Raw genomic sequence first — 15,087 nt, forward strand, 5'->3', positions numbered from 1 at the left:
TGATCCTTAATATTCCGGCACTTTGGGGGCCGAGGAGGGCAGGGCGTCGAGTTGCTGCAGAAGATAATAGAGGTTGGCCACGCCCCAGTGTTCGGCGATTTTGCCGTTGCGAATGCGCATGGCGTCGACGGTTTCGAACTTGATCTGGCGGCCCGTTGGCGCGATCCCAAGGACGACGCCCTGATGGGTGCCGTGATAGGTCTTGAAAGTCGTCACGATGTCGCCATCGACCGCTTGCCAGTGAATTTCGGCGTGGAAGTCCGGGAAGGCTTCGCGCAGCGCGTGGTAAAGACGACGCGCTCCTTCCTTATCCGGCGTACCGCCGGGCTGCGGTGTGTGGTCCAGAAAATCGTCGGCGAAAAGCTCGTCGAAAAGTTCGAAGTTGCCGCCGGACTGCACCTCGAGTGTGTTGCGGCGGACGACTGCTTTCAATGCTTCAGGTTGGTCTGACATGGGATTTTCCTTTCGAGGTTCGGTGTCAGAGTTCAAAACCACCGATGGTCATGCCGCCGTCGACGGTCAGCATGTGTCCGGTGACATAGGAGGCGGCGTCGGAGGCAAGCCAGATTGCCGCGGCCGCGATTTCCTCCGGCTTGCCGCCGCGCCTGGCGGGAATGGCGTTTTGGGCAAGTGCTGCAAAGGCCGGGTTCTGTTGGCTGTTTGCCACGACCATTGGCGTTTCAGTCCAGCCAGGCGCAATCGCGTTGACGCGGATGCCATGGGCCGCATTTTCCATAGCGGCGACGCGGGTCAGGCCATGCACCCCATGTTTGGAGGCGGCGTAGGCGCTCATTCCTCCAGGCCCCGTCAAAGCGGCGACGGAAGCCGTGTTCACAATGGATCCGCCACCACTGCGCTTCATCAGCGGGATCTGGTATTTCATCCCGAGAAAAACACTCTGCAGATTGACGGCGATGACCCGCTGAAAGTCTGCCAATGCGTAGTCTTCAATCCGCTTTGCAGGGCCGGTGATGCCGGCATTGTTGAATGCAGCATCGAGTCGACCGGATGCAGCATCGATCTGTTCGATCCATCCGACGATCTGAAGCTCGCTTGCTACGTCGAGTTCGGTTGTGAACACCCGGCCATCTTGGACGCGGATGAGGTCTGCAGTTTGGGTGAGCCCGTCGGCATCGCGATCGGCTAGATGCACAGTCGCGCCGTCGCGAGCGAGCCCAAGTGCTATCGCCCGACCGATCCCAGAGCCTGCGCCGGTGACCGCGACGACCTTGTTTAAGAAAAGCGAGGACATGACTTCTCCTTGCCAGCCGATCGCAATCGGCTGGTCCAGTTGGAGCTGAATTTAAAGAGTGAGTTAGGTGGGTTTAGCCGCGGGCTGCGACGAGAGCTGCGGCAGTGCGGGCGACGATGTCGCCCTGATGGAAGGCACCGGCGAGATCGATCTGCGAAGGCTGGCGTGATCCGTCAGCACCGGCCACAGTGGTTGCGCCATAAGGAGCGCCGCCAACAATCTCCTCACTGCTCATCTGGCCCTGGTGGCTATAGGGCAGGCCGACAATGATCATGCCAAAGTGCATGAGGTTGGTGATGATCGAAAACAGGGTGGTTTCCTGTCCACCATGCTGCGTACCTGTCGACGCGAACGCAGCGCCCACCTTACCGTTGAGAGCTCCCCGTGCCCAAAGGCCACCGGCCTGGTCGAGGAAAGAAGCCATCTGCGACGACATGCGGCCGAAGCGAGTACCCGTACCGACGATGATCGCGTCATAGTCGGCGAGTTCCGCTACCGTCGCAATCGGTGCGTCCTGGTTGATCTTGAAGTGGGCCTTTTCGGCGACGTCAGGCGGGACGGTTTCTGGGACACGTTTGATTGTAACGTCGGCGCCAGCGCTTCTTGCGCCTTCAGCGATCGAGCCTGCCATTGTCTCGATGTGGCCGTAGGACGAGTAGTAGAGAACGAGAACCTTGGTCATTTGTTTTGCTCCGTTGGGATGGTTGAATTCGATGGAGGCAACATCTGCTTTTTCATCATTCGAAAAAAGCTGCATAATTTGATCTGTTACGTTCGATTTTATCGACTAGCCGCGTTGTCAAAAATCCATGTTGCCTTTGGCGCGATTCTCTATATCTTATAACTTATAAGTTAGGGAACGGCGGGAGTATATCCGTGACAATGTTAAATATTTATGGCGGCCATCCACCGATGGGCCGCGACGGGGATCTTTTGTCCGAAGAGAAGGGGGAGCTTCTGCGCGAACGCGCGCAGTTCGTCCGCCTTGAGACCATTCGGTTGATCTCGATCGCCAAGGTAGGTCACTACACCTCGGTCTTCTCGTGCGCCGAGATATTCGCGGCGCTCTACTACGACGTGATGAACATTAGGAAGGGCGATCCCGCTTGGCCGGACCGTGACCGCTTCCTGATGGGGAAGGGTCACGCCGCCGTCGGGTTGTTCCCGATCCTCGCCGACCTCGGCTTCTTCGATCCGAGCTGGTTGGACACGTACACCAGGCTCGGAAGCCCGCTCGGCGACCATCCGGACATGACGAAAGTGCCTGGCGTGGATTTCAGCTCCGGCTCGATTGGGCATGCCCTTTCGAACGGCGTCGGCATGCTCCTCGGCGCGCGATTCCAGAAGCGGGGCTTCAACGCGTTCGTGCTGCTCGGAGACGGAGAAATGCAGGAGGGTCAGGTCTGGGAGGCTGCGCTTTCCGCATCCAGCCACGGCCTCTCCAACCTCGTCGCCATCGTCGACCGGAACGGTTACCAGCTCGACGGTAAAGTGGACGATATCCTCGCCGTAGAGCCGCTGGACGAGAAATGGCGGGCCTTCGGCTGGGAGGTCCACACCGTCAACGGGCACGATATCCACGCCCTCACGACGCTTTTCCGGCAGGTGAAGGCAGACACCGCCCGCACCAGGCCCTGCTGCATCATCGCGCAGACGGTGAAGGGGAAGGGCATTGACTACATGGAAACCGAACCGGGCTGGCATCTTGGATATCTCGGCGCGGAAGACGAAGACAACGCCCGCGAAACGATCCTCAACACGGTGATTTCATAATGAACCAGCTGATTTCCAAGGACTCGTGGCAATACCGCGAGGTAAACCGCCGCGCACCATCGCTGCCGACGCTGTCGAACGCGCTGATCGAGCTGGCGGAAGCCGGACATCCGGTGATGGCTGGAACCGCCGACCTCCAGTACTCGAATGGCCTGAACGAGTTCGCCAGGCGCTTCCCCGATCGGTTCGTCCAGTTCGGCATCTCGGAGCAGAACATGGTGTCGGCAGCCGCCGGGATGGCGACGACCGGAGTTATTCCTTACGTGGCGACGTTCGCCTCGTTCCTGGCGCTGCTCTGCTGCGAGCAGATTCGGATGGACGTGGCTTATTGCAAGCAGCCGGTCCGCCTCATCGGGCACCACACCGGCATCTCGCTCGGGTTCTACGGCACATCCCATCACGCAACCGAAGACATCGCGATCACCAGGAGCATCGCGAATCTCGCCGTCGTTTCCACGGCGGACGGTCCCGCCCTGGCAGCCGCCCTCAAGGCAACGGTCGATTATCCTCTTCCGATCTACTTCCGCATCCATCGCGGTCACGACCCGGTTGTCTACGAGAACGGCGTGGACTTCCAGCTCGGCAAGGCGGTCGTTCACGGCATCGGCGACGACGTGACCATCATCGCTGCGGGCTATCCGGTCCACGGTGCGAAGAAGGCGATGGAGGAACTGAACGCGGCCGGTCACTCCGTGGGTTTGATCGACATGCATTCGATCAAGCCTCTCGACGAGGAAGCGATCATCGAGGCATCGGCACGTTCGAAGATCGTCCTCACTGTCGAAGAGCATAACGTCCTCGGCGGTCTGGGTGGCGCGGTTGCCGAGGTTCTCGCCGAGAAGGGGAAGGGGGCTCGCCTCGTACGTCATGGCATCAGGGACGAATACAGCCTGATCGCACCGCCCACGCACCTCTACAGGCACTACCGCCTCGACGCCGACGGTATCCGGGCAGAAGTTCTCGAAAACATCGGGGGAGCGGCTCGATGAGAAGCAACAACGAAACGATAGCGGGTCGCGCCGAGGCCGTCATACCGGGCGGTCTTCTTAGCCCCAGCAGACGCCTCGGAGCGCCTATCGCCTTTTCCCGGGCGGATGGCCCGTACCTGTACGATGCGGACGGCACCCGATACACCGACTACCACTGCGCCTTCGGTGCGAACGTCCTCGGACACCGCAACCCGGCGATCACCCGGGCCATTGCCGAAGTCGGAGAGAGCCTCGATCTGATCGGAGCCGGAGTTCTCGAACTCGAGGTCGAGGTCGCCGAGCTGCTCGTCAACGCCATTCCCTGCGCCGATCAGGTCGCGTTCTGCAGCAGCGGATCGGAAGCAACTTACCACGCCCTGCGCCTGGCCCGGGCTTATACCGGGCGGAAGCAGATCATCAAGTTCCAGGGCGGCTATCACGGCTGGCATGACTACGTCGCCATGAACGGCCAGTCCAGCCGCCAGATGATCGACTCGTTCGACCCCATGTCCGACGGAATTCTCTACGACGCTGCACGTCACACCAAGATACTGCCCTACAACGACGCGACGGCAGTGGAAGAATATATCCGGGGCAATCCGGGCGAGGTGGCCGCCATCATCATCGAGCCGATCGCACACAACATGGGAGCGGTCGTCGCTCAGAACCAGTTCCTGCGCGATCTGAGGAGGATCACCGCCGAAAATGGTGTGATCCTGATCTTCGACGAGGTGATCACCGGGTTCCGGCACGCCCTCGGAGGATACCAGTCGATCGTCGGAATCACCCCGGACCTCGCCACCTTCGGCAAGGCTGCTACCAGCGGCTATCCGATCGGCCTGGTTGCCGGGCGACGGGATATCATGGAGCGCGTGGGACGGACCGGCGAGGGAGCGGTCTTCATGGGAGGGACCTTCAACGGCACCCCTTCCTCGATGGCTGCCGTCAAGGCCACTGTTCAGGAGCTGTCGAAGCCGGGCGTCTACGAGCGCCTCTTCGACCTCGGAAGCTATCTCCGGAAGCAGATCGACGAAATCATCGCGCGGCACGGCATCAGGGCCCAGACCGCGGGCTTCGGTTCCGTCTGGCTCGTGTACTTCTTCGAGGGCGAGTTCAAGGAATATGCCGACCTCCTCCGGAACGATAACGAGCTCGACATGCGGTTCCGCCGGGCCCTGATCGCGGGTCGACAGATTTTTCAGCCTCTCCAACTCAAGCGCCTCTACCTGTCGCTCAGCCACGATCGCAGCGTGTTGGACGACACCCTCGAGCTCATCGATACCACCATGGCCGACTTTGCGCGGTCGGCCGCGGCTTAACTTCGACAACCTGATCTCAATCAAAAAAGGGGAACCAATGAGACATCGGTTAATCACATTGATGGTCACGGCCGCGTGTTTTGCGACCACGACTCCGGCACTTGCCCGCGATCTCACGGTCGTCGGCTTCGGCGGCGCAACGCAAGAGGCGATGCGCGAGACGCTCTTCAAGCCCTACGAACAGAAATCCGGCGCGCCTCTTCTCGAGGAGTCCTATACTGGAGGCATCGCCAAGGTGAAGGCGATGGTGGAGACCGGCACGACGACCTGGGACGTCGTGCAGATGGACGAGAACGAGATGATCCTGGCCTGCGACCAGGGCCTTCTCGAGACGTTTGACTGGAAGAGCCTCCCGAATTCCGCAGACATCATCGGTCCGGCCAAGTCCGACTGCGGGGTGGGGGCCTTTGTCTGGTCGAAAATCCTGGCATACGACGGGGACAAGACCACGGGCGTCACATCCTGGGCCGACTTCTGGGACGTCAAGAAGTGGCCGGGCAAGCGCGGACTGCGAAAGCAGGCTCGCATGACGATCGAGATCGCGCTGCTCGCCGACGGGGTAAAGCCTGAGGAACTGTACAAGGTCCTGGCGACGAAGGAAGGGCAGGACAGGGCATTCGCCAAGCTCGATCAACTAAAGCCGAACATCCAGTGGTGGGAGAGCGGCGCGCAGCCCATGGAATGGCTGGCGTCGGGCGAGGTCACGATGACTTCTGCCTACAACGGTCGCGTGATCGCCGCTAACCAGCAGGGCAGGCACTTCAGGATGTCCTGGACCAACCAGCTTTACGCGATGGACTTCTGGGCCATTCCCAAGGGCGGGAACAGGGACAAGGCTTTCGACCTCGTCGCGTACATGACCAGCCCCGAGCCGCAGAAGGCTTTCGCTGAAAAGATGGTCTACGGCGTCACCAACGCGAAGGCGACGTCCAGCATTTCCCCGGACATCTCACCGCAGCTGCCTACCGCCGAAAAGAACATGGCCGGCGCGCTCGCGTTGAGCACGCCGTTCTGGGTGGATCACGAAGAAGAGCTGCAGCAGCGGTTCAATCGGTGGGTAGCACAATGAGGAGGAGAGGTCTTATGCACTATCGCGGTTTCATTGGCGGGCTTGTTCTGCTCGCCGGCCTTGGCGTCTCTTCGATGACCTTGGCCGATCCCGGCAAGCTGACGGTCGTGGGAGCCGGCGGCGTTCTCCAGGATGCGGAGCGGAAGGCATTCTTCGAACCGTTCGCCAAGTCGTCCGGCGTAGCCCTCACCGAGGACTCGTATTCGGGGCAGATGGCGAAGGTCCGTGCCATGGTCGCCAGCGGCAGTGTCTCCTGGGACGTGATGCAGGTCGAGCAGAACACGCTGCTCTCCGGATGCGCGGAGGGGCTGTTCGAGGAGCTCGACTGGAGCAAGATCGCCAACAAGGACGACTTCATTCCCGAGGCCTACAGTGACTGCGGCGTGGGAGCTTTCGTATGGTCTATGGTTCCAAGCTATGACAGGTCCAAAATCGCCGACGGGCCGCGGAGTTGGGCGGATTTCTGGGACATGAAGAAGTGGCCCGGGAAGAGGGGTTTCCGCCAGACGGCCAAGATGACGCTCGAAATCGCCCTTCTGGCTGACGGGGTTTCCCCGGGCGAGGTCTATAAGGTTCTCGCGACGAAGGCCGGGCAGGACCGCGCGTTCGCCAAGCTCGACCGGATCAAGGGCGATATCATCTGGTGGACGTCCGGGGCCGAGTCGCTCGAACGCCTCGCGGCGGGCGACGTGGTCGCCACCGCGACGTTCAACGGCCGCGTGACCGCCGCCAACGCTTCGGGCAAGAACTTCGCTCTCATCTGGAATGGCCAGGTCTACGGTATCGACTACTGGGGTGTCGTAAAGGGCAGCGCGAACCGCGAGAACGCGCAGAAGTTCATCGCCTTCGCCGCTTCCGAGGCGGCCCAGTCGGCATTCCCGCAGTATATCGCGTATGGAGTGACCAACAAGAAAGCCATACAGAGCATCAAGCCGGAGCTGGCGAAAGACCTCCCGACAACAGAGGAGAACCTCAAGTCCGCCGTCGGGCTGAATACCGAGTTCTGGGCGGACAACGGCGAGGCCCTGGAGGCGAGGTTCGCGACATGGCGAGCTCAGTGACCTCCGGGATCGTAGTGCGGCAGCTTTCGGAGGCTGACGCCAGCCGGCCGGGGCGCGCTTCCGCGCTGGCGGCCGGCTTCCGTGCCGATCGGAGAAGACAGACGATGATATCCGTCGCTCTGATCGGACCTCTGGTGGCTTTCATCGTATTCGCGTTCGTACTGCCGCTCGGGACGATGCTGTTCTACGCGGTCAACAACCCCGAGGTCCGCGGCGCTCTTCCAAGGACCCTGGAGGCCCTGCGGACGTGGGACGGGAGGGCCACTCCGCCTTCCGCAGCCTTTGACGCGCTCGTGGAAGACATAAAATCCGGCGTCCAGCCAAACGTGCTGGCGGAGGCGGGCCGCCGGTTGAATTACGAGATCACCGGGTTCCGGAGCCTCCTGGCGAAGACGGTGAGAAATGCGAAGAACGCGGAAATATCATCCGGCCGAGAATACCTGGTCGGTCTCGACGAACAATGGAACGATCCGGCGTACTGGAGAGCGATTCAGCGCAACGGCTCGCCGCTTACTGCCTTCTATCTGCTCTCGGCGGTTGATCTGAGGCTGGGAGACGACGGAGGCATCAAGCTCGCCCCTGCGGAGGAGCGGCTCTTTCTTTCCACGCTCGCGCGCACGCTGACCATAAGCGGCTTCGTCACCGTCATCTGCGTCCTGCTGGCGTACCCGATCGCCAACGCCGTGGTGGCTGTGGGCGGTCGCTTCTCCGCCATCATGCTGGCCTGCGTCCTGCTGCCCTTCTGGACGTCGCTTCTGGTGCGGACAAGCGCCTGGATCGTGATCCTCCAGAAGGAGGGGATAGTGAACCGCGCGCTGCAGGCGGCGGGACTGACCAACGCGCCGCTTGAGCTCGTGTTCAACAGGACCGGGCTGTACATCGCGATGGTTCACATCCTGCTGCCGTTCATGGTCCTGCCGCTCGTCAGCGTGATGAAGGGCATCCCACCGTCGTTCGTGCGGGCGTCATCCTCCCTCGGCGCTGGCCCTGTCACCACGTTCCTGAGGGTCTACCTCCCGCTGACACTACCGGGCGTGGGAGCGGGATGTCTTCTCACGTTCATCATCGCCGCCGGATACTACGTCACGCCTACCCTGGTCGGAGGCGCGTCCGACCAGATGCTCAGCTACTTCGTGGCGTTCTACGCGAACACCACCATAAACTGGGGCATGTCCGCGGCTCTCGGCGTCCTGCTCCTGAGCTGTATCCTCGCCCTTTACATCATCGTCGGCAAGATCGTGGGCATCGGCCGCATCGTGGGAATGGAGTAAGCCGTGCCTTCATGCATCCGACGCCTGCAGGTAGCGTTCTGCATCCTGGCCATGGTCTTCCTGATCGGTCCGACGCTGGCTATCATTCCGATCTCCTTCAGCTCGGCCAATTTCCTCTCGTATCCTCTGCCCGGATTCTCGCTGCAGTGGTACTACAAGATACTCCAGCCACAGCCTTGGATGTCGGCGCTGATGAATAGCCTTATCATCGGCGTAGGCGCGACCGTCGTCGCAAGTGTCCTCGGCACGATCGCGGCCCTCGGCCTGTCGAGAGGCTATCTGCCCGCCAGATCGGCGATTCTCGCCGTCGTCATCTCTCCGATGATCGTTCCCGTGGTCATCAGCGGGGTGGGGATGTACTTCTTCTTCGCAAAGCTCGGCTTGGTGGCGTCGTTCATCGGTCTGGTTCTGGCCCACGCGGTTCTAGCGGTTCCCTTTGTCGTGATCACGGTTACCGCCACCCTCAAGAACTTCGACACGAACCTCGTGCGCGCAGCGGCCAGTCTGGGCGCGACACCGTTTCACGCCTTCCGGACCGTGACCCTTCCGCTGATCGCTCCGGGCGTTATTTCGGGGGCGCTCTTCGCTTTCGTCTTTTCCTTCGACGAGGTGGTCGTGGCGCTGTTCATCAGCGGTCCCGGCCAGCGGACGCTGCCCCGTCAGATGTTCGACGGGCTCAGGGACAACATCGACCCCTCTATCCTCGCGATGTCGACTCTGCTCGTCATCGTGTCGGCTGCCCTCATGGGCTTCGGGGCATTCGTTCAACACCGCGCGGCCACCAACAAGGCCCCGGCCACGTAATCGGAGTATCTCAGGAATGATTATCGTTACAGGTGCTACACACGGCATTGGCCGCGCTTGCGTCGAGGCACTCGCCGCGGCCGGCAAGCAGGTCGTCGCCACCGGCAGAGACAGCGCGGCGGGAGAAGCACTGGCCGCCGGTCCAGGCGTCACCTTTGTTCCGGGCGACGTAAGCCGGGAGAGCGACTGCGAGCTCGTCGTAAAAAAGGCCTTGGAGCTGGGGGGCGGTCGGCTCTCCGGCCTCGTCAACAACGCGGGCATGTCCAAGCGAATCTCGTTCGCGGACGCCAGCCAGGCGGACTGGGACGAAGTCCTGGCTGTGAACGCCCGCAGCGCCTTCCTCTTCACTAGGCATGCCCTCGAGGGGTTGCGGAAAGGGCGCGGCTCTGTCGTTAACATCGCCAGCATTGCGGGGAAGACCGGTGAGGAGGGGCTGGCAGTCTATTGCGCGTCGAAAGCTGCCGTCATCGGAATGACCGAAGCGCTGGCTCTCGAGTTTGGGGAAGAAGTGCGGTTCAATGCCGTGTGCCCTGGGCAGATCGCAACGCGAATGATGAACAAGATCATCGCTGATCCACTGAAGAAAAAGCAGCTTGAACTCCGTATTCCGGCGAACCGTTTCGGAACGCCAGAAGAGGTCGCGGACGTGGTTGCATGGCTTCTCTCCGACCACTCCAGCTATGTGAATGGAACGGTCATCACCGTCGACGGTGGTGAGACGGCGGGCTTGCGCACGCCGCGTGTTGCTGAAGTTGCAAACTGAGGCCAAGTTAACGGGAGCTAGGCTAGCTCCCGTTCTTCGAAATATCGCAAAAAGCTCGTTGATGCTCGCGTAATATCATTCTCGATCGCCGCCCTGGCCTTCTTCTTGTTCTTCAATCGAAGAGCTTCCAAGAGATGTTCATGCTCTTCCGCCCCGACGTAATCGTGTGGGATCTCGCGATAATACACATTCAGGATAGGTCCCATCGACACCCACATTGTCTCGATTTGTGCGATGAGCATCGGCATTTTTGAAAGACGATAGACGCCAAAATGGAAAGACCTGTTTGCCGATCTCGCAAACTCGAAGTCATCGGACTTCTCGCTTGCGACAAAAAAGTCGTGGAAGTTCTTTAGCTGGTCGATATCTGCTGCTGACACGTTCTCTACCGCCAGTTCAGCAGCAAGACCCTCAAGGGCAGTGCGTATCACTTTTATCTGCACATAACGATCCTGACTGAGTTCCGGCACCACGACAAATCGACCCGAACGAAGTTCGAATGCCTGTTCGCTCACAAGCCGCAAGCACGCTTCACGCACAGGGGTGACACTTGTGCCGAGCCTCTCCGCGAGTTCCTGCATCAAGAGCCGCTCGCCGGGAGCAAAACTCCCCACAATCAGAGCCTCGCGCAGCTTGGTATAAATCCTCGCAGACAGGCTACCCATCTCCCCCGGCTGCATGTCCATCACGCTCATCGTCTCAACTCCTAGTCCCTACTGCTGCAAACCTGAACCGGATCCTGCAACCAACCCACTTATATCTTATAACCCCATCATGCGCCGTAACGTGACGAATTTTATTCCAAAGCAAACAACAACAGTTGCCAACGCCACCTGATAACTTATAAGTTATAAAATACAAGAACGCTTTGGAGGCTATCGTGCTTAATTCGCTCAGGTCACGCGATATGGCGTACCATTTCCACTCACAGACCAATCCCCGTCGCCACGAGCTCGACGGGCCCCTGATGATATCCAAGGGAGAGGGGTGTTACGTCCTCGACGAACTCGGGAACCGCTATCTCGAGGGTATGGGAGGGCTGTGGTGCGCTTCGCTCGGCTTCGAGAACGACCGTCTGGCGGAGGTGGCAGCCGCCCAGATGAAGAGGCTAGCCACCTACCACACCTTCAATCACCGCTCCAATGACCCGTGCGCGGACGTGGTCGAGCAGATCGCGGAATTGTCTCCGATCCCGGGCAGCAGGGTATTCCTTGTGAATTCAGGGTCGGAGGCCAACGACACGATGGTCAAGCTCGCCTGGTACTACAACATCGCGCGGGGCAAGCCGTCGAAACGGAAGATCATCAGCCGCAAAGGGGCCTTCCACGGCAGCACCGTGATGGGCGCGGCTCTGGGTGGCCTGCCGCATATGCACGAGAGCTTCAATCTTCCGGGTCTCAACGTCGTCTACGCCGAGAAGCCCCATTTCTACAAGAACGCTCTACCCGGTGAAACGGAGGAGGCTTACTGCGACCGGCTGATCGACGAACTTGAGATGCTGATCGCCACCGAAGGTGCCGACACCATCGCCGCGATGATCGCGGAGCCGATAATGGGAGCGGGCGGCGTCGTTTCACCTCCGGCGGGTTACTTTCCGCGTGTCCGGGAAATCCTGACCCGGAACGACATCCTGCTCCTTTCAGACGAAGTCGTCTGCGGGTTCGGCCGTAGCGGAAACTGGTTTGGATCCGAGACGTTCGGGTTCGTTCCGGACATGATGTCCATCGCCAAGGGGCTTTCGTCCGGCTACATGCCGATCGCCGCAGCGGTGATAGGAGACCACATTTATCAGACGATAGCCGACGAAGCGGACCGCATCGGTGTCTTCGGTCACGGCTTCACCTATTCGGGACACCCGGTGACGGCGGCCGTGGCTGCCGAAGTCCTCCGCACCTACCGTGAAATGGATATTCCCGCCCGCGCACGCGAGCTTGGCAGGCACCTGTTCGGCAATCTCAAAGCCTCTATCGCGGACCACCCTATGATCGGCGAAATCCGCGGCGCGGGTTTCCTCGCGGGCATAGAACTCGTTAAGGACAAGCCCACGAGGACCCCTTTCGATCCCGCCCGTAAGGTGGGCGCGCTTGTCGAACGGCGTTGCCGCGCACATGGGGTGATGATCCGCAACATGGGGGATGTGATCTCCATCTGCCCTCCGTTCGTCATGACGGAGTCCCAGGTCGAGGAGCTGGTCGACGGTATCGCCGCAGCTCTCGACGACGCTTCGGCCGAACTGGGGAAGTGAGCGATGGCCATGGACGAATTCGTAGACTTCGATCTGACCGCACAGGCCGCATTGGTCAAATCCGGAGAAGTAACCGCTTCGGAACTCCTTGAGGCGGCCATACGCCGCGCGGAGCTCGTGAACCCGCAGGTGAACGCCATCGTAAGGCCGCTCCACGAAGAGGCGCGGGCCGAGGCGGAGGATGCCTCCCCGGACACTGTCTTCGCCGGAGCGCCCTTTCTGGTGAAAGACCTCTACTGCCACATGGCCGGTATACCCACGTCGGGCGCGTCGGAAATTACCAAAGACTTCGTTCCGCAGCATGACAGCGAACTGATGCGCAGATACCGGAAGGCCGGTCTCAGCACGTTCGGTAAAACGAACCTCTGCGAGTTTGGCACGCTTGGAACCACGGAGCCCAAATTGTTCGGCGCCACGCTCAACCCCTGGGACACGTCCCGTTCGAGCGGAGGTTCGAGCGGCGGAGCGGGTGCAGCGGTGGCAGCAGGAATCGTCCCCGCCGCTCACGGTGGCGACGGTGCTGGATCGATCCGCATCCCCGCTTCATGCTGCGGGCTGTTCGGCCTCAAGCCCTCGAGGGGAAGAATAAGCCTCGGTCCGGACCTCGGTGACAGCACCGGTGGGATCGTGAACGAGCACGTGCTTTCGCTCACCGTGCGCGACAGCGCCGCCTTGCTCGACGCGACAAGGGGCCCGATGGCGGGGGACCCGTATACAGCTCCCCCTCCGGAGATGGACTACGCTCAGACCCTCCGATCCGCGCCGCGCAGACTCAGGATCGCCTTCACGACAGAGTCGCTTCTCGGAACCTACGTCGATCCTGATTGTGTCGCCGCGACGGTTGCGGCAGCCGAGCTTTGCGAAAGCCTTGGACACGACGTTGTCGAGGCCCGTCCTAGTCTGGATGCAGAAACCTATCGGACCTATTACAAGCGCTTTTGGGCGATGACTGCGACCCGCGCGATCACCGCTCTTGCCCGCGGCAGGAACGTTCCCGCCGAGACACTTGTCCGGCAGGTTGAGACCTTCAACCAGTACCTTTTCGAAGTGGGTTCGAGGATCACGGCGGCTGACTACCTCGTGGACCTCAACTGGTTCCATGGCGTCGGCCGGACGATCGCGAACTTCCTCGGGGAGTTCGATGTCTGGCTGACGCCGACGCTCGGTTCACCGCCACCCGTCCTGGGCCACTTCGATGCGGACCTACACGGCGGGGAGGAAGTGATGGATCGGTTCCTTCAGTTCCTGGCATTCACCACATTCGCCAACATGGCCGGTCTGCCGTCAATGAGCGTGCCTCTGTACTGGACACCGGCCGGACTTCCAGTCGGCACACAGTTTACCGGTCGCTTCAACGACGAGGGGACACTGTTTCAACTTGCCGCTCAGCTTGAGGAAGCTCGCCCGTGGTCGGGCAGACGACCTCCGGTCCATGCAACGGCATAAGCGCATTCATAAAACGGGGAACCGCTATGTCATCTTCAAACTACGTGGAATTCATCAATGTCGACAAAAGCTACGACGGGCGCAATCTCGTCGTCGACACCCTCAACCTATCCATCTCTCAAGGTGAGTTTCTGACGATGCTGGGACCGTCAGGTTCGGGCAAGACGACAAGTCTGATGATGCTCGCTGGGTTCGAGGCACCCAGTGGCGGCCACATCCGCATCGCCGGTCGCTCTTTGGAATCCGTACCACCGCATCGCCGAAACATCGGCATGGTGTTCCAGAATTACGCCCTCTTCCCGCACATGACCGTGGGGGAAAACCTGGACTATCCCTTGCGCGTCCGCAAGATAGTCAAAGCCGAACGTCATGATCGTGTCCGCAAGGTTCTAGATGTCGTCCAGATGGGAGCTTTTGCCGAGCGGAAGCCCGCGCAACTTTCGGGCGGGCAGCAGCAGCGCATAGCACTTGCTCGTGCGATCGTGTTCGAGCCAGACGTCGTCCTTATGGATGAGCCGCTCGGCGCTCTGGACAAGAACTTGCGCGAGCATCTCCAGCTGGAAATAAAACACCTGCACGAGCGTCTCGGGATCACCGTGGTATATGTCACCCACGACCAGTCGGAGGCCTTGACGATGTCCGACCGTATAGCAGTGTTCAACGCCGGCAAGATCGAACAACTGGCTCCGCCAGCTGAACTGTACGAGCGTCCTGCCACTCCCTTCGTTGCAGGCTTCATCGGGGAGAACAACCGCCTTGCGGGGGAGATTTCCGGGCGGAACGGCGATGAATATGCCGTCCAAACAGAGACCGGTCACAGAATGATCGTTCGAAGCCAAATGGACTTCTTAGAACGCCAACGGGTCATGATATCGGTGCGGCCCGAACGGGTGCGGCTTGATACCACTGAGGCGTGCCTCAACACCTTTGGCGGAACCGTCGAAGAGGTAATTTATCTTGGCGACCACAAGCGCGTGCATGTCAGGGTCAGCGAGGCTTCCACCCTCGTTGCAAAGGTCCCCAATGCAGGCACCAACATCGACATCAAGCCGTCTCAGGCGTTGTCCCTCGGATGGGACAGCGGCGATGCGGTACTGATCCCGGCTTGAACTTCAG

15 protein-coding genes are annotated in these 15,087 nt (G+C 60.6%); 11 read left to right on the forward strand and 4 right to left on the reverse strand.

From position 1 onward, the window contains the following. Nucleotides 1-6: 6 nt before the first annotated feature. From ACR9ZQ_RS04345 to wrbA, 3 genes are all read right to left on the reverse strand, one after another. A complete protein-coding gene (locus tag ACR9ZQ_RS04345) occupies nucleotides 7-453 on the reverse strand; it encodes an ester cyclase (protein WP_481426980.1) in 447 nt (148 codons plus the stop codon). A 25-nt stretch (nucleotides 454-478) separates the two neighbouring features. Next, on the reverse strand, nucleotides 479-1,252 hold the full coding sequence (locus ACR9ZQ_RS04350; RefSeq protein WP_481426981.1) for an SDR family NAD(P)-dependent oxidoreductase: 774 nt from the start codon (nucleotides 1,250-1,252) through the stop codon (nucleotides 479-481). Between the two features lie 73 nt (nucleotides 1,253-1,325). After that, on the reverse strand, nucleotides 1,326-1,934 hold the full coding sequence (wrbA, locus tag ACR9ZQ_RS04355) for an NAD(P)H:quinone oxidoreductase (RefSeq protein WP_481426982.1): 609 nt from the start codon (nucleotides 1,932-1,934) through the stop codon (nucleotides 1,326-1,328). 230 nt (nucleotides 1,935-2,164) lie between these two features. Between wrbA and ACR9ZQ_RS04360 the strand changes: the two genes are divergently transcribed. From ACR9ZQ_RS04360 to ACR9ZQ_RS04395, 8 genes are all read left to right on the forward strand, one after another. Further along, entirely contained in the window at nucleotides 2,165-3,025 is an 861-nt protein-coding gene (locus ACR9ZQ_RS04360; protein WP_481427278.1) for a transketolase, read from the forward strand. Further along, nucleotides 3,025-4,014, forward strand: coding sequence for a transketolase family protein (locus tag ACR9ZQ_RS04365; RefSeq protein WP_481426983.1), 990 nt, complete (start codon nucleotides 3,025-3,027; stop codon nucleotides 4,012-4,014). Before ACR9ZQ_RS04360 ends, ACR9ZQ_RS04365 begins: the two co-directional genes overlap by 1 nt. Continuing rightward, on the forward strand, nucleotides 4,011-5,312 hold the full coding sequence (locus ACR9ZQ_RS04370) for an aspartate aminotransferase family protein (RefSeq protein WP_481426984.1): 1,302 nt from the start codon (nucleotides 4,011-4,013) through the stop codon (nucleotides 5,310-5,312). Before ACR9ZQ_RS04365 ends, ACR9ZQ_RS04370 begins: the two co-directional genes overlap by 4 nt. A 37-nt stretch (nucleotides 5,313-5,349) precedes the next feature. Then, complete coding sequence (locus tag ACR9ZQ_RS04375) at nucleotides 5,350-6,381, forward strand: ABC transporter substrate-binding protein (protein ID WP_481426985.1); 1,032 nt, start codon at nucleotides 5,350-5,352, stop codon at nucleotides 6,379-6,381. Between the two features lie 14 nt (nucleotides 6,382-6,395). Then, the gene (locus ACR9ZQ_RS04380; RefSeq protein ID WP_481426986.1) at nucleotides 6,396-7,442 is read left to right on the forward strand and encodes an ABC transporter substrate-binding protein; all 1,047 of its coding nucleotides are present in this window, start codon (nucleotides 6,396-6,398) and stop codon (nucleotides 7,440-7,442) included. Nucleotides 7,443-7,546: 104 nt separating this feature from the next. Next, nucleotides 7,547-8,713 (forward strand): ABC transporter permease, encoded by a 1,167-nt coding sequence (locus ACR9ZQ_RS04385; protein WP_481426987.1) that lies wholly within the window; start codon nucleotides 7,547-7,549, stop codon nucleotides 8,711-8,713. Between the two features lie 51 nt (nucleotides 8,714-8,764). After that, nucleotides 8,765-9,517 (forward strand): ABC transporter permease, encoded by a 753-nt coding sequence (locus ACR9ZQ_RS04390; protein WP_481426988.1) that lies wholly within the window; start codon nucleotides 8,765-8,767, stop codon nucleotides 9,515-9,517. Nucleotides 9,518-9,533: 16 nt separating this feature from the next. Continuing rightward, nucleotides 9,534-10,280 carry an SDR family NAD(P)-dependent oxidoreductase gene (locus ACR9ZQ_RS04395; RefSeq protein ID WP_481426989.1) on the forward strand — a complete coding sequence of 249 codons (747 nt, stop codon included), beginning with the start codon at nucleotides 9,534-9,536 and terminating at the stop codon, nucleotides 10,278-10,280. A gap of 17 nt (nucleotides 10,281-10,297) precedes the next feature. Here ACR9ZQ_RS04395 and ACR9ZQ_RS04400 read toward each other — a convergent pair whose 3' ends face one another. Further along, the gene (locus tag ACR9ZQ_RS04400) at nucleotides 10,298-10,975 is read right to left on the reverse strand and encodes a GntR family transcriptional regulator (protein WP_481426990.1); all 678 of its coding nucleotides are present in this window, start codon (nucleotides 10,973-10,975) and stop codon (nucleotides 10,298-10,300) included. A gap of 185 nt (nucleotides 10,976-11,160) precedes the next feature. Between ACR9ZQ_RS04400 and ACR9ZQ_RS04405 the strand changes: the two genes are divergently transcribed. From ACR9ZQ_RS04405 to ACR9ZQ_RS04415, 3 genes are read left to right on the forward strand one after another with little or no spacing between them, the layout of a single operon-like run. Next, a complete protein-coding gene (locus tag ACR9ZQ_RS04405) occupies nucleotides 11,161-12,525 on the forward strand; it encodes an aminotransferase (protein ID WP_481426991.1) in 1,365 nt (454 codons plus the stop codon). A 3-nt stretch (nucleotides 12,526-12,528) separates the two neighbouring features. Beyond that, the gene (locus tag ACR9ZQ_RS04410) at nucleotides 12,529-13,971 is read left to right on the forward strand and encodes an amidase (RefSeq protein WP_481426992.1); all 1,443 of its coding nucleotides are present in this window, start codon (nucleotides 12,529-12,531) and stop codon (nucleotides 13,969-13,971) included. 26 nt (nucleotides 13,972-13,997) lie between these two features. Next, nucleotides 13,998-15,080 carry an ABC transporter ATP-binding protein gene (locus ACR9ZQ_RS04415; protein WP_481426993.1) on the forward strand — a complete coding sequence of 361 codons (1,083 nt, stop codon included), beginning with the start codon at nucleotides 13,998-14,000 and terminating at the stop codon, nucleotides 15,078-15,080. Nucleotides 15,081-15,087 lie beyond the last annotated feature (7 nt).

The sequence above is a fragment of the Rhizobium sp. KNZ14-9A genome, from assembly GCF_056755015.1.